A 26961-nucleotide genomic window follows, 5' to 3' on the forward strand; every position below is an offset into this window, starting at 1 on the left:
GAGTTACCTTTTTGTATTCCTTGCGCCTTCTCCCGCCAAATTGGGTAAACTAACCCTAGATGTACTTTACCCAAATTCATCTGAAATGAGGGGACGCCCCGTGACAACTCACAAGTCACCCAATAGATTAGCCAACGAAAAATCGCCCTATTTACTACAACATGCTCACAACCCCGTGGATTGGTATCCATGGGGAGAAGAGGCTTTTGCCAAAGCCAGGTCAGAAAACAAGCCGATCTTCCTTTCAGTCGGCTATTCGACTTGCCATTGGTGTCACGTAATGAATCACGAATCCTTCGAAGACAACGAAGTCGCAGAGCTCCTTAACAATCACTACGTAGCGATCAAAGTCGACCGCGAAGAGCGGCCGGACATAGATGCGCTGTATATGTCGGTGTGTCAGGCGCTGACGGGGAGCGGGGGATGGCCGCTGACGGTGCTGCTGACGCCGGAGAAGAAGCCGTTCTATGCGGGAACGTATTTCCCGAAGCGGCAGATGTTCGGCCGGATCGGGCTGATGGATGTGCTGGAGCAGATCCATACGAAGTGGGAGCAGGACGGCGGGGCGCTCAATAAGCTGGGCGACGACCTGCTCGCGGAGCTGCAGAGTCTTGACCGGAAGAATGCGCACAGCCCGGGCGCTGCGGACAGTGGCATTCCTGGTGAAGAGCTGCTGCATGAAGCGTATGAGCTGTACCGCCGCCAGTTCGATGAGGAATACGGCGGGTTCGGCAATGCGCCGAAGTTCCCTTCGCCGCATAATTTGTCCTTCCTGCTGGCGTACAGCCAGATGTATGACCAGCCGCAGGCGCTCGCGATGGTCGAGAAGACGCTGAAGGCGATGTATCAGGGCGGCGTGTACGACCATGTGGGCTTCGGGTTCGCACGGTATTCGACGGACCGGGAATGGCTGGTGCCGCATTTTGAGAAAATGCTCTACGATAACGCGCTGCTCGCGAACGTCTATCTGGAAGCCTTCCAGATTACCGGGATCTCGCTGTATGCGGACATTGCGGAGCAGATCTTTACGTATGTCGCCCGTGATATGACCTCGCCGGAAGGAGCATTCTACTCTGCTGAAGATGCCGATTCGGAAGGGGTGGAAGGCAAATTCTATGTATTCTCACGCGATCAGGTTGAGGAAGCGCTGGGGCTGGAGGATATGCATTCGTACTGCCATGTGTACGGAATCACACCGGAAGGCAACTTCGAAGGGCTGAACATTCCTAATCTGCTGCAAGGATTACCGGAAGAGGTGGCGGAGCGCATGGGCATGAATCCGCTGGCGCTGCGGACAAGAGTGGAGGAATGGCGGGAGAAGCTGTTCCAGTACCGGGAGCAGCGGATTCACCCGTCCAAGGATGATAAGGTGCTTACCTCCTGGAACGGGCTGATGATTGCGGCACTGGCGAAGGGAGCAAAAGCTCTGCAAAAGCCCGGATATGCCAAAGCCGCCGCCCGTGCTGCGGACTTCATCTGGGACAAGCTGCGGCGTGAAGATGGCCGGCTTCTGGCCCGTTACCGTGACGGGGAGGCGGCGATCCCTGCCTATGTGGACGACTATGCCTTCCTGATCTGGGGGCTGACGGAGCTATATGAAGCAACCGGTCAAGCGGTCTATCTGGAGCGTGCTTTGCTGCTCAAAGACGGGCTGCTGGAGCTGTTCCATGATCCGGATGGCGGCGGGTTCTTCTTCACAGGCCATGACGGCGAGGAGCTGCCGATCCGTCCGAAGGAGCTGTATGACGGCGCCCTTCCCTCCGGCAATGCGGTGGCCGCGAAGCTGCTCTGGAAGCTGTCTGTGATTGCCCAGGATGTGGAGCTGAAAGGCATTGCCGAGCGGACTGCTGCGGTGCTGGCTTCTGCGGCGGCAGGGTATCCTCCCGGTTATGCGATGTATCTGCAGGCGCATCTGGGAATGCTCTCAGGCGGCAGGGAATGGGTACTCTCCGGCAAAAAAGAAGATCCGGCGCTGCACGGTATGCTCGCCCAGGTCCAGCAGGCTTATCTGCCGGATGCGGCTGTGCTCGTGAACTGGCAGGAGGATGGCGGAGCTCCGCTGCAGAAGCTGCTGCCTCATCTTGCAGATAAACCGGCGCTCAGCGGACAGGCTACAGCCTATGAGTGCCGGAATTTCGCCTGCCGGGCACCGGTTACGAATGCGGAGGCGGTCAGGGAGCTGCTGGCTGCCGGGCTGCGTGAAGTATAAAATGTACATCTACGGGCAGCCCGGTTCAGGGCTGCTCTTTGCCATGGGCGGTTTGCGCCGCAGAAGCAGAACAACACAAATAAGCCGGCATAAGGCCGGCTTACATCACTGCTTTTATAGGAAAACCCGGATGTACATTACTTAATAAAAGGGGCGTAATCGGAATCCGGCGGAACCGCCTGGGCCAGTGTCTGCATATATCCGCTCATTTCGAGGGTAATTGCTTTCCCGGTCCAATGCTCCGGCAGCAGCTCATCCGGCAGGTACGGGTCGGCCATGAACAGCCCGCTTAATTCCTCCCCCATTTGCAGGTAGAGCAGGAACAGCAGGAGCGGCTGCTTCGCCTGAAGCGCTTTCTGCATGGCCGGGATGAACTCCTGCTGCAGCCAGAGCGCTTTTGACTTATACAGCCCTGCAATCTTGCTCAACTCCCAGATCGTTTGGGCTCTCTGCGGCGTAATCGAGCCCTCCAGAAACCGGCCTTGGAGGATGGATACCCGTCCTTCCAGCTCCAGCTTCTGAATCTGCACGGCTACCTCAGTCTGATAGTTCCAGGGAGAAATGTACACACTGTTATATAAAAGCCCATAGCCAAGCTGCCCGAGCGCCGTGCGGAACAGATCCCGCTTCTTGCGTTCCGCTTCAGGAACCTCAAGCATGACGACATCCCAGGTATGGTCCCACTGCTCCTGGTAACGGGCGGGCTTGCCGTTGATCGCTTTAATGTAAGCGAGACCTGCGGCCGTGACCTGATACCATGAACGTGACGGGGAGGTGATATAGCCTTCTTTTTTCAACCGGGACAGGGAGTTACGTATATAGGTGGAGGTGTACCCCCGATGCTCATAGATTTCAACAAACTGCTGGGCGCCCATCTGCTCTACCTTGGATAAGAGGAACAGCATGGTTTTCTCAACGGACAGCACTTCTCTTCACACCTCTCTTGACATTCGGCAGCAATGAATATATCATGAAAACGAACGAACGTATTAAAAATAGTTATAATCTTATTATCCCATGAAGTCAACGGACTTCCGGATGGCTTGTTGTCATTGTATCGTAAACTATGTTTTATTGCACGGTTCAAGCGGCTTGGAATTACAGAAACCATCTGCGAAGAGGAGAGACAAATTATGAAAATCATTTATCACGGCCATTCCTGTGTGCAAATTGAGACGAACGGCAAATCGCTGATCATCGATCCGTTCATTAGCGGCAACCCGGCGGCTGTCACGAAGGTTGAAGATATTAAGACGGACGCGGTGCTGCTTACGCATGCCCATACCGATCATATTCTGGATGCTGCACCGATTGCGATAAGCAACAATGTTCCTGTGGTTGCCACGGTAGAGCTGGCATCTTATATCGGGTGGAAGGGTGCGCAGACCATCGGGATGAACATTGGCGGGACGGTCGATCTGGGCTTCGCCAAAGCAACGATGATCCATGCATTCCATACCAGCGGCATCACTTTGGACGATGAGCAGCAGATCATATACGGCGGTATGCCTGCCGGATTCATTATCGAAGCCGAAGGCCGTACGGTGCTGCATGCCGGAGACACGGGACTATTCAGTGACCTGAAGATGTTCGGGGAGCTGTATGAGATTGACCTGGCTATCCTGCCGATTGGCGGACATTTCACGATGGGGCCTGAGCACGCGCTGATTGCGGCCAAGTGGCTGGGTGCCAAGCAGGTGCTGCCAATTCACTTCAATACGTTCCCGCCGATCCGCCAGGATGCAGGGGCTTTCGTTCAGAAGCTGGAAGATGCGGGCATCCGCGGTGCGGCGCTTGAGTATGGAGAGGCGCTGGAGCTGTAGTGGCAGGCGGGATAACTGAATATCTGTAAAAAAATAAAAACGCTTAAGGTACGTTATACGTATCTTAGGCGTTTTTTGATGCTTGGTGAAGGACATAAGTTAGCGTACCTCAAACGAATCAAATCCGTTGAATTAAGATACATTTTTCCGTCTACTGTCGCAGGGTACCAGGACAATATCAGCTATACCTTAGAACGCGGGGAGTAGAGGCTGTTATGCGTTCAACCATATACAGGACCGCAACCGGCTGGCTTTGATGTATATTTAAAGCGCTCTAGCTCAAAAAACCTCCTATCCCGCTCTGTAAGCGGGTAGGAGGTTTGCGTGTAACAACGGATAATCTGCTATTTCACTTGGCGAAGTTAGCCAGCTCGCGGTTGAACCGCTCACGTTCGTCATAGAACAAGCCGTGGCCGCTGTTCTCGAAGGGAATCAGCACCGAACCCCGTATCCCCTGATGCTGCGCCTCGGCCAGCGGGAAGTAACACACCTGATCATGAATTCCGTGAAGGATGAGCGCGGGAACACAGATTTGCGGGAGATCATCGAATAGCTGCTCGGCGAGCCAGGCTTTGGATACGGCGACTGTGGCCCAGCTGGCTGCTTCAAGCCCTAACTGGAAGAACCAGTCGGAGAATGGCTCTGACACTTTGTGGTAAAAGAAGATTTCACCGAAATCATGCAGCATCTTGGGCCGGTCCTGGCCGGTTGCCTGAATGATCTGCTCGATCGCTTCTCTGGTCTGTCCGTAGGGGAAGCCCGGCCGCTGAATCAGACTGGGGGCGGCTGCAGCGAATAGCGCAAGCTTCGATACACCATATCCGTTATGGCGGGCCATGTAGCGGATAGCTACGGCTCCGCCGGTAGAATGTCCGCACAGTGTAATATCTTTTAACCCCAACGCACCGATTACACAGCGGATATCATCGGCGAGCCGGTTGTAGTCATATCCGCCTTCTGGTTTATCCGACCGGCCGAAGCCCCGCATATCCATCCCGATACATCGGTATCCCAGCGGCACAAGCTGATTGTACTGGTACTCAAACATCTGGTGATTGGCCGGCCAGCCGTGGAGGAACAGAATCGTGCGGCTGCCGGACGGATTCAGATCATTCACATAAATTTTCACATTGGCTTCAGCTCTAATCCAGTGTTCCATTAGATTTCCCTCATTTATCCGTTGATTTGACTGCTGGAAACAGTGTATTCGGCGAAAATGGGAAAATGCCTGAAAACGCTTATTGGATAATCCGTATTTGTATGAGATGCTCAACTATGCAGGGCGCTGCCGCTGCCTGGTTCAACATTACAGCTTGAAGGGAAAGGAATAGATATTGTTATGAGCAATGTACTGAGCGGGATCTGCTGGAAGGGGCAGTCGGCCAGGTGGGAGGAATTATTGCCTGTGGCTTCTACTGCGGTTATCACCCCGATGAAGGGGGGATTGGAAGCCGAGGTGTACAGAATTACTCTGCCCGAAGCGGAGCTGGTCCTCAAAATCTGGAACCGGGAGTCAAGGCCTGATATATCCATGCAATACCGGATGCTGGAGCAGCTGCACCTCCGGGGACTGGCGGTATCACAGCCATGGGGCTGGGGCGTGGATGAGCTGAACCATAAGGTGCTGCTGACAAGCTTTGACGGTGTTCCTGTGGCGACAGTGGACTCCAGTTTTCTGTTAGAGATGGCGGATATACTGCTCGATATACATAAGCTGCCGGCCGGTGTTTGTAGTGTCATGAATGTGCCTGTGTATGATTTCACCGATTATTTCTTCTTTGAAATTGCAGGTCATCCGGAGATCAGGATGCTGGCACGGGAGCTGGCGGATCAGGCGGGAGTTACCCGGCAGCATCTCATTCATGCGGACTACCACCCCGGCAACATTCTTGAGGCCGAGGGGAAATATACGGTTATCGACTGGACCAATGTACAGCTGGGTGATCCGCGGTATGATATCGCCTGGTCCATTATTCTGATCCGGATCTATATCAGCGGGCGTTATGCCGATGGTTATCAGCGAAGATTCTTGGAGCAAAGCGGCTATACGCCGGCAGAGCTGGAGCTGTTCGAAGCCCTGGCCTGCCTGCGCTGGCTGCAGCTTCACCGGAGCACAGGAATTCCGGTAGAGCGCAATACGATACGAAATGTGCGGAGTATTATTGGAAGAAATGCTTTTTTGCCGGAAGGGCTGCTCTGAGGGGGAGACGGGGGAGTGCAGTGCTGAGTATGCTTGCATTGCTGGGAAAATGTCAGAGAGATGAACATAAAGAGGAACCGCGGATGTCCGGCGGTTCCTCTTTATGTGCTGGATGGTAATAGTAAGCTTAAAGTAGCTGTTGCGATTTCCCGCTTCACTATGATGTGGCGCAGGTAATCTATTACACAAGCGGGTACGCAGCAAGCCAGCCGGAGAGACTGTTATTTGCCTTGGTCCGGGTTCTGTGGTTTCACGCGGGCCGGTCTCGTAACCCAATTGCTGCGGTTCATCGGTTTAACCGTATCGATACGCGGATTGGGCTGCTCCTCACGGCTGACAGCCTCTGCCGGAGCCTGATCCTCTGAGGCCGCTTCCGGGGCAACCGGATTTTTCTTGGACAAACCGGCACCATTATGCTTGCCTCTATTCCATACTCTGTTCTTGCTCATGTGTACACTCCATTTCTGTTTGCTTATTCCTAAACCATATCATAAGAGAGGCTAAGCACAAAAATTTGATTTTGACAAGTTATAAATTGTACTATTGGTTTCCCGCGAAGCTGACTATACTGGTATAGAATTGAAAGGAGAGCACCCTGATGCCCATCAAGATTATAACCGATAGCGGTTCAGATTTACCCCCTGAATATGTTAAACAATATGATATTTCAATTGTGCATTTGCCGGTGCATTTCGGCCATGAGCTGATGCCTGAGGATACGGATGCGAAGACTTTTTATGCGCGGATGCATGAATCGAAGGAGCTGCCGACTACGGCAAGCCCGAGCCCGCAGGCTTTCCTGGACAGCTTCAAGCAAGTGGAAGCAGGCACTGACATTCTGGTCATCTGCATGTCCTCCAATATCAGCAGTACTTATCAGACCGCGACGATCGCGAAGGAAATGTATGAGGAAGAAGGACATCCTAATACAATTGAAGTTATAGATTCCAAATTTTTCTCCGGCGGCTTGACCCTGATTGTGGCACTGGCGGCGAAATGGTCGCTGACTGCTGCAAATCTTGCCGAGCTGAAGGATAAAGTTATGCATAAGATTACAGAAACCAATGCCTACTTTACGCTGGATACACTTGAGAACGTAATCAAGGGCGGACGGCTGAGCCGGATCTCCGGTGCTGTGGCTTCCGTGCTGAATATTAAGCTGCTGCTCAAAATCAGCGAAGAGGGCACCGTTGAAGTAGTAGAGAAGACCCGGGGCCTGCCGAAGGCACTGACGAATCTGCTGGCCAAGCTGGATCAGAAGCAGTATGACTATGAGCAGGCTGTCATCGCTATCGTACATAGCAATTGTGAGAAGCTTGCACTGGAGATCAAGGAACGGATTCTGGAGAAGCATCCCTTCAAGGAGGTTCTGCTGTCCACAATGGGACCTGTCATGGGCACCTATGCCGGCCAGGGCGGAATCGGGGTAGCTTTCTAGGCTGCCTGCAGGTGACAGACATTTAACTAAGCCGTATCGGAGAGTTCATGGGTACGGCTTTTTGAGCTGCCTGGGGACCGGAAGCAGCGGCATGATGACCAGGGAGGCTTCCCTGCAGCGGGCTAGGCACCTCGGGATGGGCAGATGCATAGTATGGAGCAAATCCATTTACACGGAGGTCAAACAACCATGTCGACTTATCCTGCTAATCCGCAAACGGCGGTTATTTATCAGGCAGATCCTGCAGTTGTCCAGCATCTGCACGGTGTCCGGGATTCTCTGCATCAGTCCTGCAAGCCTTATCTCAATCATAAAGTACAGGTACAGACCATCGACGGAGTGATGCATGAAGGCACTATTGCCGGCATGGACAGCAAGCATCTCTACCTGACGGTGACAGTAGCTGTGGAAATGGGCCGCGGATACTACAATCCTTACTACAAGCCGTATCCAGGCTACCCTGGACCGGGATATCCTTACCCGGGTCCGGTCAACAACAACGTGATCCTGCCGCTGGTTCTGTTTGAGCTTCTGGCAATTTCGTTAATCTGAGGAAGTCGCGGCAATTTGGTGTGATGCGGCGCTTAGCGATATTCCTGGCCCGGTGAACAAGATGTTTTTGCCGAGAATACCTTGCCTTGGATACAAATAACCGGAGCGGTTAAAAATGCCCTCCGGTTATTTGGCTGCGTCTTCATCCGCTGAAGATGAGTCCGGCCAATTTTTCACTGATTGGTTTAGTTTCAAGGGAAAGAAAACTCAGGGATAGCTGCATTTAGTACAATTATAAATTGTATAAAGGTGCTTATAAAGCATTTAACTGTAGTCTGTACATCTAAATCCGCAAGAATTGGTTAAATCGGTCCATATCTGATAGGTTAGTTGCACTAAATACAGCTAAAAAGAGGATCGGCAGAAAAATAGGTGTTTTAGTTGTACAATATGCAATTATGCGTTAATCCAGTGGTGAAGATCGTTTTGACAGACCAGACCTGAGCAGGACGGGATTATTCCTGTTCAGGCAGGTTCTGCAGATATTACGGGTGCATGCGCTGACAGCGGCTTTCTTATTTACCGCCGGGATTGCCGCTGTTGAGGCTTATACTCTCAGCTTCAGTTGTGCCTGATTTGAGAGTGTACTGGATGATGTCGTCAGCCTTAAGCGCAGACAGGGCGATAACGGTCTCCGTACGCTTGCCATCAGCGAATGTAACCGAGACAAGCTTAGCAGCTGTGGACACCGTAATCACGGTGGTCTCAGCTGAGAAGCTCATCTGCCCGCCGCCTTGTCCTTGCGGCCTTCCGCCCTCACCGCCAGCCTTGCCGCCTCCGGCGCCCGGCTCGGCGCTGGGCCGGCCCGCAGGCTCTGCGCCTTGCGGGCCGCCGTCTGCTCCATTCTGCGGAGCAGCAGCTGGCGCTTCGGCTGTGTACAGAGTAATCTTGCTGCCGCTGATACTCTTGATCTTGCCGAAGCTCATGCCCCCGGCGGCATTCATCCCGCCGCCGCCCTCACCTGCCGCCGGCTTCGCATCCGCCGCAGGCTTCGCACTTGCGCCTGCGCTGGCGCCAGCCGCAGGCGTACAGCCGGCCGCGGGCTTCGCACCCGCGGCCGGGGTTGCCGCCGGCTTCGCGCTGGCGGCTGCCCCTGGCTTGTCCGGCGCACCTGCGGATGCGCCGGCACTTCCCGGAGCAGCGCTGCCAGCTGCTCCGCCCCCGGCACCCGCAGGCGCAGCGCCCTGCGGTGCCCCGACTGCGGGACCGCCGCCCGTGCCGGCGGCGGGACGTTCGCCTGCCTTGCCGCCCTGCGGCGGGGCAGGCTGTCCGTCCGGGCTGGATTCAGGAGCCGGCTGCGGCTCCCCGGTGATGCCCGGACTGGAGAGCGGGAGGGGGCTGGCACTGGCCTCCGGCACAGCCGTCAGGTTACCGCCCCCGGTAACAAAAGCCTCCTGCAGCTCAATACTCGCTGCCACCAGAGTACCAGCATGCAGTGTAACCCGGATGATGTCCCCTGCCTGCAAGTCCGCAAGAGCCGCGTTTCCGGCGCTTGTCCCGCTTGAGCTTTCTGCTCCGCCCATGCCGGACCGCAGCACAAACTCTGTATCTTCAGCAACTGTAATCACAACAGTTTCATCGCTCCCGCCGATCCCCGCCGCATCACTTCCACTGCCAATCTGGCTAACCGCCTGATTCTCAGCACCATTCCCGGAAGCACTCGCAGTATCGCCTACACCAGATACAGTAGCATCGCTCCCGCCGATCCCCGCCGTATCACTCCCGCTGCCAATCTGGCTAACCGCCTGATTCTCAGCACCATTCCCGGAAGCACTCGCAGTATCACCTTCACCAGATACAGTAGCATCGCTCCCGCCGATCCCCGCCGTGTAACTAACATTACCGTCCGGGCTAGCTGGCGCATCACTGGCACTGCCATTCTCTGCATAATCCGCTTCATCCTCTCCGCCGCCTGACTTAGCCTTATACAGTGTAATTTCATTTCCGCTGATGCTGCTGATTTTACCAATGAAGCTGTGTGCTGTAGCAATTGCCGGATCATCCGGACTAGCAACAGGAATGGCCTCTTCCTGTGCATTGCCGCTGCAGCCTGATAAGAGCAGGGCGGAGAGCAGCGTTCCGGTGAGCAGGCTTTTTGTGAATCTCAACATGATTCTGATCCTCCTAATCAAGGTATGAGCTTTTGCTTTGCCGGCAAGTCCTCAGTACGATCCGCTATTGAAATCCAGCTGTAGTCCGGCAGGCAAAGGGTCTGAGATAATATAGCAGCAGTACCTGAAAGAAAGATGAAAACTTTACCTTTTTTATTGTTGCTGAGATTGATATTAATCGTTAAGCTCCAGGTTTTTCACCAATCCTGCACAAATTACAACATAATTCTCCGAATTCACGCTAAAATCGAAAAATGTTGTACAAAAGGCAGCATTCTGTCTGTTCTCGGCAGATTTTTGGAGCGGATTTTGTATTTTCTACAACAATCCACATATTGACCGGGTTACTTAAGAATCAAAGCTGCATTTCCTGCAACATTTCAACCGGCACGACCAGCAAAGACCCAGCTTGTCAGCGTGCACAATCATACGGCATGGTTCATCCGCTGAAAAGAAACAAAACACAAAAACACCGCCCGCTGATTCAGCGGACGGTGTATTCATTGCTAGGCGGTAACAACTGCAGTAATCTCTTCATCCAGCTCGAGACGCACATCTTCACGGTAAGCGCGGATGCCGTATTCGCTGTGCATGTACTGCAGAATGGCTTCAATCAGGTTGGATTCCACCAGAAACTGGCTGCGGCCCTGGATCCAGACCTCTGCGGTATAACCGGTGTCTTCATCCCAGCTGAGCTCGACCTGGACCTCTTCAACCCGGACAGCTTTGCGCTGCGCCATATGCAGGCAGACCGCATTAATGATCTCATCCATGCTGAGAACGGTGGTACCCATCAGTAACGGCCGTCTCTTTCCTGCATTCTGCGCCGCTCCTGTCTGCGCCGGAAGAAGGACATAATCATCATTACGATAAGATAGATGGCCAGCATGTTAATGAAGAGTCCGATGATGTTACCGAAAGCGCCCATGCCGGAGAACATTCCGCCGAAGAGGAAGCCGGCGATGCCGCCGATCATCAGGCCTTTCATCAGGCTGCCGCCGCTGAAGAATCCGCGGTTAGTGTTCGCTGTAGTACCGGCTGTAGTTCCTTTGGTGCTATCGCTTTGCTTCACATTATTGGTTGTTGATTTCTTCGGGGTTGTGGTGAAGCCCCGGGTTCCTGATTTGAAGCCGCCGCCGCGGCGTGCATCTGCAAAGTCAGGGACAGTTACGGCAAAAAAGAGAGTGAAGGCCATTACGATCATCATTACGCGTTTCATTGGTTTCATTGAGTACGAGAACCTCCTAGAAGTATGGTAAGCGCAGACATTTCCGAAATCTGCCGGAGACTGCCGGCCTGCAATCAGCAGTGCTCCTGCAGCAGTAGTTTCTGCATGTCTGTCCGGTAATACGCATACAAAGCCATGAGGTTTCAATTTTTAATAATCAGAAATAAAAGGAATAAAATTAACCGTAAGACTGGGGCCTCCCAGGGCAAAAAAAAGTGCGTGGATCCGGGATCCACGCAAACAGCAGTTTCAGAGAGTTGCCTTATGCTCCGCGTATCCATCCGAGACAAGCTCAAGCGCTCCGGTGGCCGGATCAATGATCATGCCGTGAATAGGTACGTTTGGGGGGAGTAAGGGATGGCGCTTGATCAGCTCCACAGTCTGAATTACCCCTTCCTCCACATTGTCAAACCCGCGCAGCCATTTGGTCAGCTTAATTCCCGAATTCTCCAGCGTTGACAGTACTTCCTCTGACACGCCGCGTTCTTTGATGGAATTAATCATCCGGTCAGCATTCAGGGAAGCCATACCGCATTCATAATGCCCGACAACAATGACTTCATCTGCATCCAGCTCATACAGGGCAACCATTACGCTGCGCATTACGCTCCCGAACGGCTGGGAAATGACGGCACCGGCATTTTTGATAATTTTGACATCACCGTTCTTGAAATTCATTGCTTTGGGCAGAAGCTCAACCAGCCGGGTGTCCATGCAGGTGATAATCAGCATTTTTTTATCCGGGAAGCGGCTGGTCAGATAGGCTTCATATTCTTTTTCCTCAACAAAATGCTTGTTAAATTCCATAATTTTAGTAATCTGACTCATGACCATGCTGCCTCCTCAAAATTAATTTTGCATTATAAATTGTATCCATTCTACAGCGTCTTGCTGCAAATATAAAGCTCTTCATGATAAATACAATGATCAGGCAGCAGTGTTCAAAGATACCGGACTGATTCATCAAGTATTTCAAATTAGAGATATTTGCTCTGGAATTGATTATACGTACTTTACTGAACGGCCGTCAATTTGAATTTGGGGCATCCCTGTAAATAACCCGTCCGGAGACTGATTAGCATTGTTTCAATTTGCTTTATACTGGGACCATGACAAATATTGGAGGAGTATTATGAGAAGCTACCGGATTCAATTTTCGCTGAGCGGTCTATTATTGTATGCTCTGCAGCTGCTCCCTAACCTGCTTTGGATGCTGGTGCCTCCGGCAAATGATGTGCTTACCGGGAACAGCTCGGCCTATCCTCTGCTGAATATAACTGAAGGCTCATTCGGGGTACTGACCGTTATTCTGATGGTGATTCTGATCCGGAAGGGCGAAGGGAAGAACAGCAGGGTTTTTATCAGACTGGCAGGGCTGTTCCTGGCCGTATATTATCTGGCTTGGGTCCTTTATTATAACGGGATCGTTGCTCCTTGGCTGCTCATCCTGGGGATTGCGCTGATGCCGCCGCTGTACTTTTTCTTTACGGGGCTTTGGATGAAGAATTATGTTCTCCTCATTCCGTGCGCGGTTTTTGGGATTACCCATATCCTGATTACCGGCATGAATTTTTTGTGATGTCAGCTATTGCCGCAAGCCGTGTTTGATTATGGAGCTTATAAAAAGTATCATCAAGAGGAGTGGATAAATTAGACAAGGCAGGTGCTCAAACGATGGAACAACGGGTCAAAGACGAGTGGGACAAGTTTAAGGAGCTATTATCTAAAATCAGAGGCTATTATGAAGCAATCGGACTTCTGGGCTGGGATCTGCGGACAGGTGCACCGCGTAAAGGGGTGGAGACCCGTTCAGCTACACTCGGCATGCTGAGTGCAGAAGCGTTCAAGCTGCAGGTGTCGGAGGAAATCGGGAAATTCACAGAGTACTTCAGCAAGCCGGAAGTGATGAGTCAGCTCTCAGATAATGAGAACAAGATTGTCAAGGATACACGTAAGGAATATCAGCGCAGCAAAAGCATTCCCTCCAAAAGATTCGAGGAATACTCTGTCCTGGCGGCCCACGCGCAGACAATCTGGGAAGAAGCCAAGGATCATAATGATTTTGCTTCCTTTGAGCCTTATCTGACCCGGATTGTCGAGTTCAAAAAAGAGTTCATCGGTTACTGGGGCGCAGAAAGCTCGGCGTATGATACGCTGCTAGATATGTATGAACCGGATCTCACGGTGGAGAAAGTAGACGCCATCTTCAGCCGTCTGCGCAGCCGTCTCGTTCCGCTGGCTGAAGCGATCAGTGCATCGCCGAATAAGCCGGATACAGAATTCCTGAGCCAGATCTTCCCTAAGGAGCAGCAGGAGAAGTTTGGCCTCTTCCTGCTTGGGCAGATGGGTTATGATTTTGAAGCAGGGCGTCTGGATGAGAGTGTCCACCCGTTCGCCACCGGCCTGAATCCCGGCGATGTACGTATTACGACCAACTACCTGCTGGATAATGTGACCAGCTCCATCTTCAGCTCGCTGCATGAGGGCGGACATGCCCTGTACGAGCAAAATTTCGGTGCAGACATTATCGGTAGTCCGCTGGCTCAAGGAGCGTCCATGGGGATTCATGAATCCCAGTCCAGACTGTGGGAGAATATGATCGGCCGCAGCCGGGCCTTCTGGCAGCGTTATTACGGTGATCTGCAGCAGCATTTCCCGGAACAGCTTGCTAATGTAGAGGTGGAGGATTTCTACCGGGCGATTAACAGTGTCGGCAATTCGTTCATCCGGATCGAAGCGGATGAGCTGACATATAACCTGCACATCATCATCCGTTACGAGATTGAGAAGCTGATCTTCAATGAAGGGCTGGAAGTGAAGGACCTCCCGAAGACCTGGAATGCGAAATATCAGGAATATCTCGGGATCACCCCTCCAACGGATGCGCTTGGCGTGCTGCAGGATGTTCACTGGTCGGGCGGAGACTTTGGCTATTTCGCCTCCTATTCACTAGGCAACATGTACGCTGCCCAAATGCTGAATACGCTGCGTAAAGAGCTGCCGGAGTTCGATGAGCTGATTGCTGCAGGCAATCTGCTGCCGATCAAGGAATGGCTCACGGACAAAATCTACCGCTACGGCCAGAGCCTGACCCCTTCACAGATTATCGAGCAGGTTACAGGCGAGCCGCTGAATCCGGATTATCTGGCTGATTATCTGGAAGCGAAGTACACGGATCTGTACAAGCTGTAAAGCTGGAAGGCCTTCAGGGAAAGAGCTATAATAGAAGGAAACCGCAAACGGAAGGAATAGTGGGATGGCAAATACTCACACATACAGCCGCAAGGAAGAAGTCGCTAATGCGATTACACATGGAATCGGTGCAGTCTTAAGTGTTGCTGCGCTGGTTCTGCTGATTGTATTCGCTGCTCAGAGCGGCACGGCCTGGCATGTTGTCAGCTTCTCCATTTATGGGGCAACCATGCTGCTGCTGTATATTAATTCAACCCTGGTGCATAGTCTCAGGGAAGGCAAGGCGAAGGATTTCTTCGAATTTATGGATCACTCCTCGATTTACTTGTTCATCGCCGGGACGTACACACCGTTTATGCTGGTGGCGATCCGCGGGCCGCTGGGCTGGACCCTGTTTGGCATCGCTTGGGGAGTAGCGGTGTTTGGTGTCTTTTTCAAAGCTTTTTTCGTCAAAAGATTCCTCTTCATGTCGACCATATTTTACATCGCCATGGGCTGGATGATTGTAATCGCCTGGGGGCCGCTTACGGAGGCGGTGGCCAGCGGCGGAATATTGCTGCTGGTTCTTGGCGGAGTAACGTATACGCTGGGCACGGTTTTTTATGTGTGGCGGGGCTTCCCGTACCATCATGCCATCTGGCATTTATTCGTTCTGGCAGGGACAATACTGCATTTCTTCGTTGTATTGTTATACATTACTCCGATCCAGTAAGATGGCCGGATAACGCCCCGGAAATACCGGTTTTATGCAAAGAAAAAGATGACAAGCAAAAAAGCTTGACATCTTTCTTTGTTTTCGGTATCATAAGGGACGTTGTGAAGCTGTAAAGTGTTTTTCCTTGACGAAGGGAGTGCCCTTAATGAGTCAGGAGAATAGGCTCGAGAAGACGAACCGGATTAACCTGTTATTCGCGTTCTATGAGCGGCTGCTTACTGACAAGCAGCAGACTTTTCTCAAATATTATTTCCATGATGATTTCTCTCTGGGAGAGATTGCAGCGGAATTTGACATCAGCCGACAGGCCGTGTATGAACATATTAAGCGGGCAGAGCAGGTTCTTGAGAATTATGAAGAGAAGCTGGGACTGCTGGCCAAACATGAAGAACGTACAAGATATCTAGAAGAACTGCGCAGACTGCCGGAGAATGGGATGCTGCCTGAGCAAGATAAGTTGCGGTTCACAGAGCTTGTGGATCGATTGCAGAGGTTAGAGTAGCATGAAGGGAGCAAGCCGCATATGGCATTTGAGGGTTTAACCGGAAGATTGCAGAATGTGTTCAGCAAGCTGCGCGGCAAAGGGAAGGTATCCGAAGATGACGTGAACGAAGCCATGCGTGAAGTACGGCTCGCGCTTCTGGAAGCCGATGTTAACTTCAAGGTCGTCAAGGACTTCGTGTCCAAGGTGAAAGAGAAGTCCGTCGGCAAGGAAGTGATGGACAGCTTCACACCGGGCATGGTTATTATCGACATCGTTAACAAGGAACTGACCGAGCTGATGGGCGGAAGCCAGGCGAAGCTGGCCAAGTCGAACAAGCCGCCGACCGTCATTATGATGACGGGTCTGCAGGGTGCTGGTAAGACTACCACTTCAGGCAAGCTGGCCAAGCTGCTGCAGAAGGGCAATCACCGCCCGCTGCTCGTAGCGGCTGATATCTACCGTCCGGCAGCGATTAAGCAGCTGCAGGTGCTCGGTGAACAGATTAAAGTCCCGGTATTTGCGTTAGGTGATCAGGTCAGTCCGGTAGAGATCGCCAGACAGGGCGTACAGCATGCGAAGGACAATAATCTTGATTATGTCCTTATCGATACCGCAGGCCGCCTGCATATTGATGAAGAGCTGATGGAAGAGCTGAAGCAGATCCATAGCGTCGTAACTCCGGATGAAGTGCTGCTTGTAGTCGACGCCATGACCGGTCAGGATGCCGTGAATGTGGCGGACAGCTTCAACAAACAGCTGGAGCTAACCGGTGTCGTGCTGACGAAGCTCGATGGTGACACCCGTGGCGGTGCCGCGTTATCCGTCAAAGCTGTAACCGGCTGCCCGATCAAATTCGCCGCGCTTGGCGAGAAGATCGATGCGCTGGAGCCGTTCCATCCGGAACGTATGGCTTCGCGGATTCTCGGAATGGGCGACATGCTGTCGCTGATCGAGAAGGCTCAGGCCAATATCGATACTGAGAAAGCGAAGGAAATGGAACGTAAGATGCGCAATGCGGAGTTTACGTTCGATGACTTCCTGGAGCAGATGGATCAGGTCAAGAAGCTTGGCCCGATTGACCAGATTCTTGATATGCTGCCCGGCATGAACAAAGCCAAGGGCATGAAGGATCTGAAGGTTGACGATAAACAGATGGGACGCGTCGAAGCCATTGTTCATTCCATGACTAAGGCCGAGAAAGCCCAGCCTGAGATCATCAACCACAACCGCCGCAAGCGGATTGCGGCCGGCAGCGGTACGAATGTTGCCGAAGTCAACCGGCTCATCAAGCAGTTTGATGAAATGCGCAAGATGATGAAGCAGTTCTCCGGTATGATGGGCGGCGGCGGTAAGGGCGGCAAGAAGAACGCCATGAAGCAGCTCAAAGCCCTTGGCGGCAAAGGCGGAATGAAGTTCCCTCCTTTCCGTTAACATTTGGTAGGTTTCATCCTTTATGGTTTACCCTTAATGGTTTACCCTTAATGGTTTATCCTTAATGGTTTATCCTTAATGGTTTCCCATAGATCAGATATAGTACAACATCAGATGATCGAGAGTGGTTTTGTCTTTAATCTTTTGATCTTAATCTTTTGATCTTAATCTTTATGACCTTTAATCTTTACCCTGTATCCAGGTAACGCCGTAGTCAAGCGTATCCCGCAGGGAGGAAAAGCGGTCATTCACCCAAACTCCTCCAAGTCCCGCCAGTCTGACCGCCTACGCCAGTTGCACTTAAGCGGGTGTCCAGAGGGCAGAGCCCTTGGGGCCCTCCCTTGGAAGGGAGGGTTTGGGAGGGATCGAAAAAGGTTTGTCCCAAAGGTTAACAATATTCCGATATTCTTATAAGGAGGTGAATTTCGTGGCAGTACGTATTCGTTTGAAAAGAATGGGTGCACATAAAGCGCCTTTCTACCGTGTAGTGGTTTCCGATTCCCGGTCCCCTCGTGACGGTCGTTTTATCGAGGAAATCGGTTACTATAATCCGATTGAAGTACCGGCAGTCGTTAAGATTGATGAAGAGAAAGCTCTTAAATGGCTTCAAACAGGTGCACAAGCATCTGATACCGTTCGCAACCTGCTTTCCAAAGCTGGTGTGATGAAGAAGTTCCATGAGCTGAAGCAACAGAAATAATGACTGATTGCGAGGGTCCTCTATGGAAGAATTAGTTGGTGTTATTGCTAAGGCTTTAGTGGATCATCCAGAGGATGTGACCGTACGGACCGTGGAGAAGGATCACCTGATTGTCTATGAGCTCTCCGTACATCCTGATGATGTCGGCAAGGTCATCGGCAAGCAGGGGCGGATCGCCAAAGCGCTTCGTACCGTAGTTACATCGGCAGCAGTCAAGAGCGATAAACGCGTTACCGTAGATATTTTATCTTAAGGATGCGCACAAGGAGGGGCCTGGATAGTATATCCCGGCTCCTTTTTGTTGAAATATATAGATAACCGAACCTGCAAAAGGAGAGATCATATGACCGAAGAGTTAACTGTAGGCAGACTGGTGAATACACACGGAATCCGCGGAGAGGTCAAAATCCTGTCCCATACCGATTTTCCGGAAGTCCGCTTCGCACCGGGGAAGAAGCTGCTGCTGATTCCTGCAGACGGCAGTGCGAAATTTGAAGTAACCATTGAATCGGCCAGAGAGCATAAAGGGATGTATATTGCTAAGCTCAAAGGCTACACCAACATCAATCAGATTGAGAAGTACAAGGGCAGTATGCTTAAGGTGCCAAGTGATGACCTGGTTGAGCTGCCGGAGAACGAATATTATTTCCATCAGATTGTCGGCTGTGAGGTGTACACGGATGAGGATGCCGGAAGTCCGCTCGGTACGATAACAGAGATTCTGCAGCCGGGGGCGAATGATGTATGGGTAGTCAAGCCGGCTAAGGGCCAGGAGATTCTCATTCCGGTTATCAACGATGTAGTGCTCAACGTAGATATTGAAGCGAAGAAAATCACGGTGCACATTATGGAAGGGCTGCTTCCATGATCCGGATTGATGTCCTTACACTTTTCCCGGAAATGTGTGAAGGGGTATTCAGTACGAGCATCCTCGGAAAAGCCCGTGATAAAGGAATTGTTACGCTGAATGCGGTGAATTTCCGTGAGTTCTCGGGAAACAAGCACAACACTGTAGACGACACACCCTATGGGGGCGGCGGCGGGATGGTGCTGAAGCCGGATCCGATCTTCGCAGCGGTTGAGCATGTACTGGCCCAGACCGCTGATACCGCATCTGCGGGCGGGACTGCCGCTGTGAAGACTGAAGAGGCGGCGGAAGAGGGCGGCAGCGCTTCTCCGGTGAAGCCGCGGATTATTCTGATGTGCCCGCAGGGCCAGACGTATACACAGCAAATCGCGGAGGAGCTTGCCGGGGAAGAGCATCTGATCTTCATCTGCGGCCATTATGAAGGCTATGATGAGCGGATCCGCGAGCATCTGGTAACCGATGAGCTGTCGGTTGGCGACTATGTCCTGACCGGCGGGGAGCTGCCTGCGCTGACCGTTATTGATTCGGTAGTCCGGCTGCAGCCGGGAGCGCTCGGGAATGAGACTTCAGCAGTGACCGACTCCTTCAGCACCGGGCTGCTGGAGTACCCGCATTACACCCGTCCGGCAGAATTCCGCGGCTGGAAGGTGCCGGATATGCTCCTCAGCGGACATCACGCCAACATTGAGCTCTGGCGGCGTGAACAGGCGCTGCAGCGGACTCTGGAGCGCAGGCCCGATCTTCTGGAGACGGCTGACCTGTCCGCGAAGGATAAGCAGGTGCTGAAGCGGCTGCGGGAACAGGGGAGTACGGATACGAATTAATAAAAATGGGCCGGGAAAAGAGTCATAACAAGCGTCTTTTTAACGTATATTACGTTAGGGAGGCGTTTTTTTGCTGTGTACTGAGGAGCGGGGAAGAAGTTCAGCCAAATATAAGAGTTTAGCAGACACAGAAGATTCACATAATAGAATGCGAGCAAATGTGCGTCGATATCCTTTTTCTAGGGTAATAGATAGAGGTGCCGCAGCAATGAAACTTGCAGCTTTAGACGCAGCTAGCTTAACTATCGGAGGGAATGACAGAAGTGACTACGAATACGCATGAACCATTCAAGCCAGCCGTGGACACTGTCCACAAGGAGGCGGAGCCGCTCCGCACGGTAAGTGATATCATTGATTATTATAAGAACCGCAAATCGTAATCTTATTGCTAAGCATTGAGCAGACCCTGGTAACAGGTTCCATAGCCAGAGCGATATAATATCCTGCCGATAACCACTGAAGACAGGCGAACCTCTTGTTCGCTGCTTCAGTGGTTTTTTGGCGGGACCCCGTAGCATATAAAAAAAGACCGTCCGAAGACGGTCTCTCTACCCGAGGCGCTTACTTATTACCTTGATCCGTATCCCGCGCCACCAGGGCCAGTAATTCAGCCGTTGGTCCGGGTAAGGGATACGTTCAGCATGTCATGCTTGATGTGAACGCACCTCCTTTCCTTGTGCCAAGAGTATATCACAGCTTGTTTGAGAAAACCATTAAATTTTAATAATAAATAAAAAAAGTTTGGATCGGAACGGCATTAAAGCAGATGTCCTTTTCGTGATCCGCTCCGATTACAAAAAACACTTCCGTCAGCACTGCGGCTCTGGCGGAAGTGTTTTAATAAGGAATAATGTAATGGATGAAGCATGACCTGCAGGTTAGGCTTTGCCCCGGCGGTCGCGGGTAAGCATAATTACACCTGTAACTAATGAATACAAGGCAACAACCATAAGCAGTACAATTGCCCAAGTGTAATGGCGCACCGTATAGGTGAGTGATGTGAATATGATAAACCAGGCGATACGAAGTATTCCTTCATTAATGAAACGTCTGCCTGCTGTACTCATGATTCCTGCCTCCTTATGAATTGTAGATTATTGTTCACAATCGTAAGCGCTTCAATTCAACTCTATACCCTAATAATACCCCTTTTTGCTGGAAAATGATACAGAATGTTCACAAGTTCTTTGTTTCACAGCTAAAATAATTATAGACATTTGCCTCGTGACGATTGCCGTTACCGGCTTATCCCTCCCCTCATAAAATACAGCAACACGATTGAGGAGGAATCATCAGATGGAAGCTTATTATAATTGTCTGCACTGCAAAAATAAGCGGGTACGCATTATGACCAATGACGGCAAACGTCATGAAGGCATTATTGTCGATGTGGACCGGAACAATGTATATCTGAAAACAAAAGGCAACGGCAGAATGCAGACTTCGGCATTCTATCCGGGCGGTCCGGGGAATTACTATGGCGGCTATTATGGTTATGGCAGTGAAATCCTTACCCTCAGTTTATTTACCCTGCTGGCGATTGCTCTGATCTGATAACTGTCTGCACACATAAAGCGGGCCTCCCTGGCGTATCAGGGAGGCCCGCTTTATGTGTGTGCAGAGTTATTTATAATGGAATGCTATGGATTAACTGAAATTGCCCCGATCTGTGTCGTCAGCGAGACCAGCGGTCCGCCGCCGTTATAATCCTGCGGTTTGCCTGCTTCAGCTCCGGCGATATGACCCAGCTCGCTGTCTGCCTTCACAGTACACTGCAGGGAGTGATCCAGATCGGCAGTAATTCTGCCGATGTCGCTCCGCGCCTTCAGGCTGCTGCCGCTTTCCATACCGGAGATTCCAAGTTCAATGCTTCCTGTATTGGAGACTACTGCGGATTTGCCGGTGAAGACAGCATCCTGAACAATAATGCTGCCGACATTGCTGGTAACATCGAAAGAACCTTTCAGGCCGCGTAATTGAATGGCCCCAACATTATTGGTAAGCTCATACCTGTCAACATCCGCAGGAAGCCCGATTGCATAATTAATGCTGAAGTCGGAGTCTCCGTATTCCTTCTTAGCCCAGTCCCACAGGTCCTTCTCAGTATTGCCCGTTCCATGCATAGAGACGATCAGCGCATTTCCTGCATGCTCGATCGATAGTTCAGCGTTATCCAGTATAGCTGTTGTTGATTCCTTGTTGTTACGGTCATGGACAATTACGGTAGCTGTAACTACAATTTCATCACCGGAAGACGGGGAGAGCGCGATTTCACCCAGGGCATTCTCCACTTTGACTACGGAGGCTGAACCGGCCGGCAGGGAAGTGGAGAACTCTCTGCTTATCCCTTCGGCATTAATCTTGTCTTCCAGCTTCTCGGTGGTCTCTTGAACGGCCTCGCCGACAGCTGTGGTAATATTCCCGATGCTACTCTTCACGGCCTGGGCAGCCTCCTGCTGGAAATTGCCGGATAAGCGCTGCTCCAGCTGGTTATCGGCAGCCTCCTTGCCCGGAAGCTCCCGGCAGCCGGCCAGTATGGCAATTGAGAATACGGCTACGGCAGCGAGGAGTGCTGTGTTCTGATTTTTCTTCAATATAGTTACCCTCCTGAGGGTTAATAATATGCTTATGTATACTCAATATTATATATTATGGAAAATCATTGGATAACGGGCTGGCGGCGGGTTGCTGTACTAGACTAAAGTCCAGTACTTCCGGCCGACTACATTTTACCGGCCCGATATGTTAAACTAGCGTTAGATCTAAGACCGGAATGATCAATTTTTGCAGCTGGAACAGACCGGTACAGAAGGTTGACGGAGCCTGGTCTGTTTACTATTTTGACTGAAAAGTCAGAGGAGCGGATGAGCCAAATGCAATATGCGGCGGTCTTCATTATTTTAATAATTGGTGCAGCGGTTTATGTAGCATTCCGCAGCCGGATGGACAAAGGACGGTCCGCCGGAGTGGTGCAGGGTAAGACCAGTAACGTAATATCGATGGAAAGCCACCGCAGGGCGAAGCAGAATGCTGCCGAACAGCTCTGCTCTTCATGCAAGAAGAAGAACGGCAAGCTGATCTTCTATGCCCAGGATAACGGAAGTGTGGTCGGGCTCTGCAAGGATTGCAAGGCTAAAGCGAAGAAACGGGATATGCTGCCGCTATAAATTAAACCAGCAAACTAAAAATAACTATTGCAGAAGCCTGTCCTTTGTGATATTATTATTTCTGTTGTGTGGAATACGGTGGTCCTCTGCGGATAATGAGGGAGAGCAATGGCTCTCCGGAAGAGGCAAGAACACCTGTACGGAAGGAGGAAGTCCTTAATGAATATCCTACAAGCTATTACGCAAGAGCAACTTCGCAAAGATATCCCGAGTTTTCGCCCGGGTGACACTTTGAAAGTGCACGTAAAAGTTATCGAAGGAACTCGTGAGCGGATCCAGTTGTTCGAAGGCGTTGTAATCAAACGCCGCGGCGGTGGTATCGGAGAGACTTTTACAGTGCGTAAAATCTCTTATGGTGTTGGTGTGGAAAGAACATTCCCAGTCAACTCCCCTAAAATCGAGAAAATCGAAGTGGCTCGCCGTGGTAAAGTGCGTCGTGCGAAGCTGTACTATCTTCGTGACCTGCGCGGTAAAGCTGCAAGAATTAAAGAAATCCGTCGCTAGAATAGTGACAAAGGAAAGGGGCTTGAATTCAAGCCCCTTTCGTTTATTCTTGTTCTGTAATGAAAACCTTAAGTGTAAGAATATGTGCCTTAGGATCAGCTTCTCCGAAAAGGCCTCCTGAAGGAGTAATCGCGGGGGAGTTTTTGGCAGGAGTTTTTTTGTATTGTATAGTGGAGATAACAACATATGGAGAGGACGGTGAACTATGCAGCAGGATTTGCAGCCGGGACAAGGTGAGATTACTGAGCAAGGCAGCCAAAGCCCCCGGAAGCCAAAGAATGAAGTTCTGGAATGGATTAAAGCCATTGCGATTGCATTGGTTCTGGTTATTCTGATACGCTGGCTTTTGTTCAAACCGTTTATTGTAGACGGGCCTTCCATGCAGCCTAACTTCCATACCGGAGAACGGGTTATTGTGAATGAAATTCTCTATGATATCCGTAAGCCGCAGCGCGGTGAGGTTATCGTATTCCATGTGCCTTCTGAAGGCAGGGATTTCATTAAACGTGTTATTGGCGTAGCCGGAGATACGGTCAAGGTTGAAGGGGATGTCGTATCCGTTAACGGCGAACCGGTGAATGAAACGTATATTCAAGGTGCGATTGATGAAGCGCATAATAACAATTCTTTGTACAACAATAAGAACTTCCCGAATGAAGACTTCACCGACGGCACTGTGCCGGAAGGCCATGTATTTGTTATGGGTGACAACCGCTCAGACAGTACAGACAGCCGGATGATCGGTTATGTACCGCTTGGGGATATTGTGGGCCGTGCAGACCTGATCTTCTGGCCGGTCAAAGATATTACAGTAATTAATCATTAAGCTGACAGAAGTCAAAGGAGGTGACGGCAATGGCCATTCAATGGTTTCCTGGTCATATGACGAAGGCTAGACGGCAAATTGAGGATAAGCTGAAGCTGATTGATGTTGCGATTGAGCTGCTTGATTCCCGTCTGCCGCTTTCCAGCCGTAATCCGATGATTGACGATATTTTGCGGGACAAGCCTAGGCTGATTATTCTCAACAAAGCCGATCTGGCCGATCCGGAGTCTACGCGCAAGTGGCTTGCTTACTTCAAGGAACAGGGACATGTTGCTTATCCTGTAGATGCTTCTACAGGAACTGGCATCAAGGAGATTCCTGAGCAGGTCAAGCTGCTGCTGAAGGACAAGATCGACCGGCAAATTGCTAAAGGGATTAATCCGCGGGCGATGCGTGCATTGATCGTAGGAATTCCCAATGTAGGCAAATCGACACTCATTAACCGGATGGCGGGCAGAAGTATTGCGATTACCGGCGACCGTCCGGGGGTTACCAAGGGCCAGCAATGGATCAAGACAGGCGGTAATCTGGAACTGCTGGATACGCCGGGGATTCTCTGGCCGAAGTTCGAAGACCAGACTGTAGGCTATAAGCTGGCAGTAACCGGGGCAATCAAGGAAGAAATCCTGAATATCGAGGATATCGCCTTTTATGCGGTGAAATATCTGGTGAAGGATTACGGCAGCCGGTTCCAGGAGCGCTTCGGTATTACTAAGCTGCCTGAGGACTTGGAGAACCCGGATGAAATTGTTGCTGTCATGGAAGCCGTAGGGCGCAAGCGCGGCTGTCTGCTGAGCGGCGGCCGGGTAGACCTGGAGAAAGCTTCACGGGCACTGCTGCATGAGCTGCGCGCGGGCAAGCTCGGGCGCTTTACGCTGGAGACTCCGTAAGCAATAGAATGAATTAGGGTATGGAAGAGCCATCCGTGTTACTGGGATAGGCTCTTTTTTGCGTAGAAGAACCGGCATTTGGCGAGTAGCGCGGGTGAGCGCAGTAATTATTGTATGTAAGAGTCAATTTCATAATTCAGTTTGCTGAATAGCAAGACTGGGCCAAAAGCTGAGTTTGTTTTTTAAAAAAAGTTAGGCCACTTGCTGGGAGTTACTCAACTGCTTGTTCAACTTGTCTAGCGCAAACTTACTCAAATTGTAGGCCAATGTGCTGAGCTGGAAATCGACACTTGCCCGGACGCCGCGGTGACGTGTGCGTTTCATCCCAAAATACTCTTTGAGGTAGGCAAAAACACGTTCTACAGCCGTTCGTTTGTTATACAGTTGCGTAAAGCTCTCGCTCCCTCTTGCTGGGTAAGCGTGCTTTCGCAAATCGGTTTGAATTCGGATCTTAAACACTTTTTGGCAGCCGGATTCGGAAAATGGACAGTCTTTACACTGGTTCGGCCTGGTGTAACGCAGCGTTTCGTATTTGGCATCGAAACTGTCGTAACGGTAGGCGTGTCCCTGCGAGCACACAGGGGTGTAATCCTGGTTCATCCCCTCGGGCGGTTTTTTGTGGTGAATCATTTTAATAATAGGAAAAGCGCCTAAGGAATGAATCAACTGGTAAATGGCTGAACTGTCATACCCTTTGTCGCCCAAGATATGCTTTACGTTTAGCGAAGGGAACTTCAGAAGCAGGCCTTTGAGGAGAACAACCGCCATACGCTGGTCATTGGGATTCGCTGAACTCCATAAGCCACTAACAATATATTGACTGTCCGTATCAACCAGCAGATTTGCCTTGAACCCGTAATAACTGGTGAGTCGCCCCTTCGTATTTTTCTTGTCACAACGTGCGGCATGCCGGGGCAGCGCGGCCAACAGTTCGTCATAGGTGTAAGGCAACATTGCTTCAATGGTTTTCTGAAACGGTCCGAGGCTTTGTTCATAAGCTTCTTGTTCCTCCCGTCGGCATTCTCGTTCTGCATGCGATGGACGTCCACGCTTGGCGTAGGCAGGTTTCTTCGGTGGCCCGTTCACTACGGTGGGCTTCGGCTCCGGGAGTTCAAACTGGAGCTGCGGCTCTGCCACCGAAGCCTCACTTGGCTTTGGTGGACGGCGAGCGGCGCGGCGTTTCGCCGCAGCTTCGCTGAATTGGCAATCCCAAGCCTCCACAATAGAGGAATCCACGGCGAGATGTGTACCGCTAACAAACCCTTCCTCTAGGGCAGACAGGACCAACGAATCCTGCAGGTTCTCGAGCATTCCGGTTTGCTCTAGCGCATGAATCAAACGGGAATACGAGGCTTCACTCGGGATATTGTCGGAGCCGGTAAATCGGCACTGCGCCCGAAACTCTTCACTGTGCAAAAGACGCCAGACCAGAGAAGAAATAAACTCGATGTTCTCCATTTTGGCGATGAGCAATGAATAGATCATCGCAGGTACATTCAGTTTTTCGGGTCGGCCACGGTTACTCTTTTTCCGGAGGGTGTGCAGCACCTTGGAGAGATCTAAGTGCTCAAAAATATGGTTGTATTTATCTTCGGGGTTCATCTGGAACAATTCCTTAAAGGAAAACAGTTCTTCTTGTCGAATTGAATAGATAGGGATTACCTCTTTTCGTTCTCGGGTGGGTTTCGTCGCCTATAAATTCGAGAATGTGGGGAGGTACTCCTTTTTCTATGCTCAACAAAACCAGATATAGCAAGGGTTTTGAATTATGAAATTGACTCTGTAATACAACTTTGATT

At 51.2% G+C, this 26961-nt stretch carries 30 protein-coding genes; 20 read left to right on the forward strand and 10 right to left on the reverse strand.

The window, feature by feature from the left end:
- Nucleotides 1-100: 100 nt before the first annotated feature.
- Nucleotides 101-2209 carry a thioredoxin domain-containing protein gene (locus LOS79_RS05545; protein ID WP_397386737.1) on the forward strand — a complete coding sequence of 703 codons (2109 nt, stop codon included), beginning with the start codon at nt 101-103 and terminating at the stop codon, nt 2207-2209.
- 137 nt (nt 2210-2346) lie between these two features.
- On the opposite strand, the gene LOS79_RS05550 is transcribed toward LOS79_RS05545, so the two are convergent.
- Nucleotides 2347-3135, reverse strand: a complete 789-nt coding sequence (locus LOS79_RS05550; protein WP_315416905.1) for a PaaX family transcriptional regulator C-terminal domain-containing protein — start codon at nt 3133-3135, stop codon at nt 2347-2349.
- A gap of 207 nt (nt 3136-3342) precedes the next feature.
- Here LOS79_RS05550 and LOS79_RS05555 point away from each other — a divergent pair, with 207 nt between their 5' ends.
- Nucleotides 3343-4032, forward strand: coding sequence for a metal-dependent hydrolase (locus tag LOS79_RS05555; RefSeq protein WP_315416906.1), 690 nt, complete (start codon nt 3343-3345; stop codon nt 4030-4032).
- A gap of 349 nt (nt 4033-4381) precedes the next feature.
- Here LOS79_RS05555 and LOS79_RS05560 read toward each other — a convergent pair whose 3' ends face one another.
- Entirely contained in the window at nt 4382-5191 is an 810-nt protein-coding gene (locus LOS79_RS05560) for an alpha/beta fold hydrolase (protein ID WP_315416907.1), read from the reverse strand.
- 180 nt (nt 5192-5371) lie between these two features.
- Between LOS79_RS05560 and LOS79_RS05565 the strand changes: the two genes are divergently transcribed.
- Nucleotides 5372-6232: an aminoglycoside phosphotransferase family protein gene (locus LOS79_RS05565; RefSeq protein WP_315416908.1), complete on the forward strand. Its 861-nt coding sequence runs from the start codon at nt 5372-5374 to the stop codon at nt 6230-6232.
- Nucleotides 6233-6453: 221 nt separating this feature from the next.
- Here LOS79_RS05565 and LOS79_RS05570 read toward each other — a convergent pair whose 3' ends face one another.
- Nucleotides 6454-6681: a hypothetical protein gene (locus tag LOS79_RS05570; RefSeq protein ID WP_315416909.1), complete on the reverse strand. Its 228-nt coding sequence runs from the start codon at nt 6679-6681 to the stop codon at nt 6454-6456.
- A 149-nt stretch (nt 6682-6830) separates the two neighbouring features.
- Here LOS79_RS05570 and LOS79_RS05575 point away from each other — a divergent pair, with 149 nt between their 5' ends.
- Both LOS79_RS05575 and LOS79_RS05580 read left to right on the forward strand, forming a co-directional pair.
- Nucleotides 6831-7670 carry a DegV family protein gene (locus tag LOS79_RS05575; protein WP_315416910.1) on the forward strand — a complete coding sequence of 280 codons (840 nt, stop codon included), beginning with the start codon at nt 6831-6833 and terminating at the stop codon, nt 7668-7670.
- A gap of 189 nt (nt 7671-7859) precedes the next feature.
- Complete coding sequence (locus tag LOS79_RS05580; protein ID WP_315416911.1) at nt 7860-8222, forward strand: hypothetical protein; 363 nt, start codon at nt 7860-7862, stop codon at nt 8220-8222.
- Nucleotides 8223-8737: 515 nt separating this feature from the next.
- Here the strand turns inward: LOS79_RS05580 and LOS79_RS05585 are convergent.
- The 4 genes from LOS79_RS05585 to LOS79_RS05600 form a co-directional block, all read right to left on the reverse strand.
- A complete protein-coding gene (locus tag LOS79_RS05585; protein WP_315416912.1) occupies nt 8738-10333 on the reverse strand; it encodes a hypothetical protein in 1596 nt (531 codons plus the stop codon).
- 506 nt (nt 10334-10839) lie between these two features.
- A complete protein-coding gene (locus LOS79_RS05590) occupies nt 10840-11127 on the reverse strand; it encodes a YxcD family protein (protein WP_315416913.1) in 288 nt (95 codons plus the stop codon).
- Nucleotides 11127-11552, reverse strand: a complete 426-nt coding sequence (locus tag LOS79_RS05595; protein WP_315422010.1) for a hypothetical protein — start codon at nt 11550-11552, stop codon at nt 11127-11129. The genes LOS79_RS05590 and LOS79_RS05595 overlap by 1 nt, the downstream gene beginning before the upstream one ends.
- A 258-nt stretch (nt 11553-11810) precedes the next feature.
- A complete protein-coding gene (locus LOS79_RS05600; protein WP_315416914.1) occupies nt 11811-12389 on the reverse strand; it encodes a beta-class carbonic anhydrase in 579 nt (192 codons plus the stop codon).
- A gap of 304 nt (nt 12390-12693) precedes the next feature.
- Between LOS79_RS05600 and LOS79_RS05605 the strand changes: the two genes are divergently transcribed.
- The 10 genes from LOS79_RS05605 (at nt 12694) to LOS79_RS05650 (ending at nt 20155) form a co-directional block, all read left to right on the forward strand.
- Nucleotides 12694-13140 (forward strand): hypothetical protein, encoded by a 447-nt coding sequence (locus tag LOS79_RS05605; RefSeq protein ID WP_315416915.1) that lies wholly within the window; start codon nt 12694-12696, stop codon nt 13138-13140.
- 95 nt (nt 13141-13235) lie between these two features.
- The gene (locus LOS79_RS05610; RefSeq protein WP_315416916.1) at nt 13236-14753 is read left to right on the forward strand and encodes a carboxypeptidase M32; all 1518 of its coding nucleotides are present in this window, start codon (nt 13236-13238) and stop codon (nt 14751-14753) included.
- Nucleotides 14754-14817: 64 nt separating this feature from the next.
- A complete protein-coding gene (locus LOS79_RS05615) occupies nt 14818-15465 on the forward strand; it encodes a PAQR family membrane homeostasis protein TrhA (protein WP_315416917.1) in 648 nt (215 codons plus the stop codon).
- 148 nt (nt 15466-15613) lie between these two features.
- Complete coding sequence (locus tag LOS79_RS05620; protein WP_315416918.1) at nt 15614-15970, forward strand: putative DNA-binding protein; 357 nt, start codon at nt 15614-15616, stop codon at nt 15968-15970.
- 21 nt (nt 15971-15991) lie between these two features.
- Nucleotides 15992-17383 carry a signal recognition particle protein gene (gene ffh, locus LOS79_RS05625; protein ID WP_315416919.1) on the forward strand — a complete coding sequence of 464 codons (1392 nt, stop codon included), beginning with the start codon at nt 15992-15994 and terminating at the stop codon, nt 17381-17383.
- Nucleotides 17384-17810: 427 nt separating this feature from the next.
- Entirely contained in the window at nt 17811-18083 is a 273-nt protein-coding gene (rpsP, locus tag LOS79_RS05630; protein ID WP_019910363.1) for a 30S ribosomal protein S16, read from the forward strand.
- 22 nt (nt 18084-18105) lie between these two features.
- On the forward strand, nt 18106-18336 hold the full coding sequence (locus LOS79_RS05635) for a KH domain-containing protein (RefSeq protein ID WP_019910364.1): 231 nt from the start codon (nt 18106-18108) through the stop codon (nt 18334-18336).
- A gap of 90 nt (nt 18337-18426) precedes the next feature.
- On the forward strand, nt 18427-18951 hold the full coding sequence (rimM, locus tag LOS79_RS05640) for a ribosome maturation factor RimM (RefSeq protein ID WP_315416925.1): 525 nt from the start codon (nt 18427-18429) through the stop codon (nt 18949-18951).
- Nucleotides 18951-19775, forward strand: a complete 825-nt coding sequence (gene trmD, locus LOS79_RS05645; RefSeq protein WP_315422012.1) for a tRNA (guanosine(37)-N1)-methyltransferase TrmD — start codon at nt 18951-18953, stop codon at nt 19773-19775. Before rimM ends, trmD begins: the two co-directional genes overlap by 1 nt.
- A 254-nt stretch (nt 19776-20029) precedes the next feature.
- The gene (locus tag LOS79_RS05650; RefSeq protein WP_315416926.1) at nt 20030-20155 is read left to right on the forward strand and encodes a hypothetical protein; all 126 of its coding nucleotides are present in this window, start codon (nt 20030-20032) and stop codon (nt 20153-20155) included.
- 498 nt (nt 20156-20653) lie between these two features.
- On the opposite strand, the gene LOS79_RS05655 is transcribed toward LOS79_RS05650, so the two are convergent.
- The gene (locus LOS79_RS05655; RefSeq protein WP_315416927.1) at nt 20654-20842 is read right to left on the reverse strand and encodes a hypothetical protein; all 189 of its coding nucleotides are present in this window, start codon (nt 20840-20842) and stop codon (nt 20654-20656) included.
- 229 nt (nt 20843-21071) lie between these two features.
- Between LOS79_RS05655 and LOS79_RS05660 the strand changes: the two genes are divergently transcribed.
- Nucleotides 21072-21329, forward strand: coding sequence for a hypothetical protein (locus tag LOS79_RS05660; RefSeq protein WP_315416928.1), 258 nt, complete (start codon nt 21072-21074; stop codon nt 21327-21329).
- Nucleotides 21330-21415: 86 nt separating this feature from the next.
- Here LOS79_RS05660 and LOS79_RS05665 read toward each other — a convergent pair whose 3' ends face one another.
- Nucleotides 21416-22369 carry a hypothetical protein gene (locus tag LOS79_RS05665; protein ID WP_315416929.1) on the reverse strand — a complete coding sequence of 318 codons (954 nt, stop codon included), beginning with the start codon at nt 22367-22369 and terminating at the stop codon, nt 21416-21418.
- Nucleotides 22370-22615: 246 nt separating this feature from the next.
- Here LOS79_RS05665 and LOS79_RS05670 point away from each other — a divergent pair, with 246 nt between their 5' ends.
- The 4 genes from LOS79_RS05670 to ylqF all read left to right on the forward strand — a co-directional run bounded on the left by LOS79_RS05670 (nt 22616) and on the right by ylqF (nt 25162).
- Nucleotides 22616-22942 (forward strand): hypothetical protein, encoded by a 327-nt coding sequence (locus LOS79_RS05670; RefSeq protein WP_315416930.1) that lies wholly within the window; start codon nt 22616-22618, stop codon nt 22940-22942.
- 159 nt (nt 22943-23101) lie between these two features.
- Nucleotides 23102-23446, forward strand: coding sequence for a 50S ribosomal protein L19 (gene rplS / locus LOS79_RS05675; RefSeq protein WP_315416931.1), 345 nt, complete (start codon nt 23102-23104; stop codon nt 23444-23446).
- A gap of 205 nt (nt 23447-23651) precedes the next feature.
- On the forward strand, nt 23652-24272 hold the full coding sequence (gene lepB, locus LOS79_RS05680) for a signal peptidase I (RefSeq protein ID WP_315416933.1): 621 nt from the start codon (nt 23652-23654) through the stop codon (nt 24270-24272).
- Between the two features lie 29 nt (nt 24273-24301).
- Nucleotides 24302-25162 (forward strand): ribosome biogenesis GTPase YlqF, encoded by an 861-nt coding sequence (gene ylqF, locus LOS79_RS05685; RefSeq protein ID WP_315416934.1) that lies wholly within the window; start codon nt 24302-24304, stop codon nt 25160-25162.
- A gap of 192 nt (nt 25163-25354) precedes the next feature.
- Here ylqF and LOS79_RS05690 read toward each other — a convergent pair whose 3' ends face one another.
- Nucleotides 25355-26764 carry a transposase gene (locus LOS79_RS05690; protein ID WP_315411930.1) on the reverse strand — a complete coding sequence of 470 codons (1410 nt, stop codon included), beginning with the start codon at nt 26762-26764 and terminating at the stop codon, nt 25355-25357.
- Nucleotides 26765-26961 lie beyond the last annotated feature (197 nt).

Source organism: Paenibacillus sp. MMS20-IR301 (assembly GCF_032302195.1).
GTDB lineage: Bacteria > Bacillota > Bacilli > Paenibacillales > Paenibacillaceae > Paenibacillus_AQ.

Bases quoted from the DNA above. Each gene is read 5' to 3' on its own strand.
- LOS79_RS05555 (WP_315416906.1), top strand. From the start codon at position 3,343: ATGAAAATCATTTATCACGGCCATTCCTGTGTGCAAATTGAGACGAAC.
- LOS79_RS05560 (WP_315416907.1), bottom strand. From the start codon at position 5,191: ATGGAACACTGGATTAGAGCTGAAGCCAATGTGAAAATTTATGTGAAT.
- LOS79_RS05565 (WP_315416908.1), top strand. From the start codon at position 5,372: ATGAGCAATGTACTGAGCGGGATCTGCTGGAAGGGGCAGTCGGCCAGG.
- LOS79_RS05570 (WP_315416909.1), bottom strand. From the start codon at position 6,681: ATGAGCAAGAACAGAGTATGGAATAGAGGCAAGCATAATGGTGCCGGT.
- LOS79_RS05575 (WP_315416910.1), top strand. From the start codon at position 6,831: ATGCCCATCAAGATTATAACCGATAGCGGTTCAGATTTACCCCCTGAA.
- LOS79_RS05580 (WP_315416911.1), top strand. From the start codon at position 7,860: ATGTCGACTTATCCTGCTAATCCGCAAACGGCGGTTATTTATCAGGCA.
- LOS79_RS05585 (WP_315416912.1), bottom strand. From the start codon at position 10,333: ATGTTGAGATTCACAAAAAGCCTGCTCACCGGAACGCTGCTCTCCGCC.
- LOS79_RS05590 (WP_315416913.1), bottom strand. From the start codon at position 11,127: ATGGGTACCACCGTTCTCAGCATGGATGAGATCATTAATGCGGTCTGC.
- LOS79_RS05595 (WP_315422010.1), bottom strand. From the start codon at position 11,552: ATGAAACGCGTAATGATGATCGTAATGGCCTTCACTCTCTTTTTTGCC.
- LOS79_RS05600 (WP_315416914.1), bottom strand. From the start codon at position 12,389: ATGAGTCAGATTACTAAAATTATGGAATTTAACAAGCATTTTGTTGAG.
- LOS79_RS05605 (WP_315416915.1), top strand. From the start codon at position 12,694: ATGAGAAGCTACCGGATTCAATTTTCGCTGAGCGGTCTATTATTGTAT.
- LOS79_RS05610 (WP_315416916.1), top strand. From the start codon at position 13,236: ATGGAACAACGGGTCAAAGACGAGTGGGACAAGTTTAAGGAGCTATTA.
- LOS79_RS05615 (WP_315416917.1), top strand. From the start codon at position 14,818: ATGGCAAATACTCACACATACAGCCGCAAGGAAGAAGTCGCTAATGCG.
- LOS79_RS05620 (WP_315416918.1), top strand. From the start codon at position 15,614: ATGAGTCAGGAGAATAGGCTCGAGAAGACGAACCGGATTAACCTGTTA.
- ffh (WP_315416919.1), top strand. From the start codon at position 15,992: ATGGCATTTGAGGGTTTAACCGGAAGATTGCAGAATGTGTTCAGCAAG.
- LOS79_RS05635 (WP_019910364.1), top strand. From the start codon at position 18,106: ATGGAAGAATTAGTTGGTGTTATTGCTAAGGCTTTAGTGGATCATCCA.
- rimM (WP_315416925.1), top strand. From the start codon at position 18,427: ATGACCGAAGAGTTAACTGTAGGCAGACTGGTGAATACACACGGAATC.
- LOS79_RS05650 (WP_315416926.1), top strand. From the start codon at position 20,030: ATGACAGAAGTGACTACGAATACGCATGAACCATTCAAGCCAGCCGTG.
- LOS79_RS05655 (WP_315416927.1), bottom strand. From the start codon at position 20,842: ATGAGTACAGCAGGCAGACGTTTCATTAATGAAGGAATACTTCGTATC.
- LOS79_RS05660 (WP_315416928.1), top strand. From the start codon at position 21,072: ATGGAAGCTTATTATAATTGTCTGCACTGCAAAAATAAGCGGGTACGC.
- rplS (WP_315416931.1), top strand. From the start codon at position 23,102: ATGAATATCCTACAAGCTATTACGCAAGAGCAACTTCGCAAAGATATC.
- lepB (WP_315416933.1), top strand. From the start codon at position 23,652: ATGCAGCAGGATTTGCAGCCGGGACAAGGTGAGATTACTGAGCAAGGC.
- ylqF (WP_315416934.1), top strand. From the start codon at position 24,302: ATGGCCATTCAATGGTTTCCTGGTCATATGACGAAGGCTAGACGGCAA.
- LOS79_RS05690 (WP_315411930.1), bottom strand. From the start codon at position 26,764: ATGAACCCCGAAGATAAATACAACCATATTTTTGAGCACTTAGATCTC.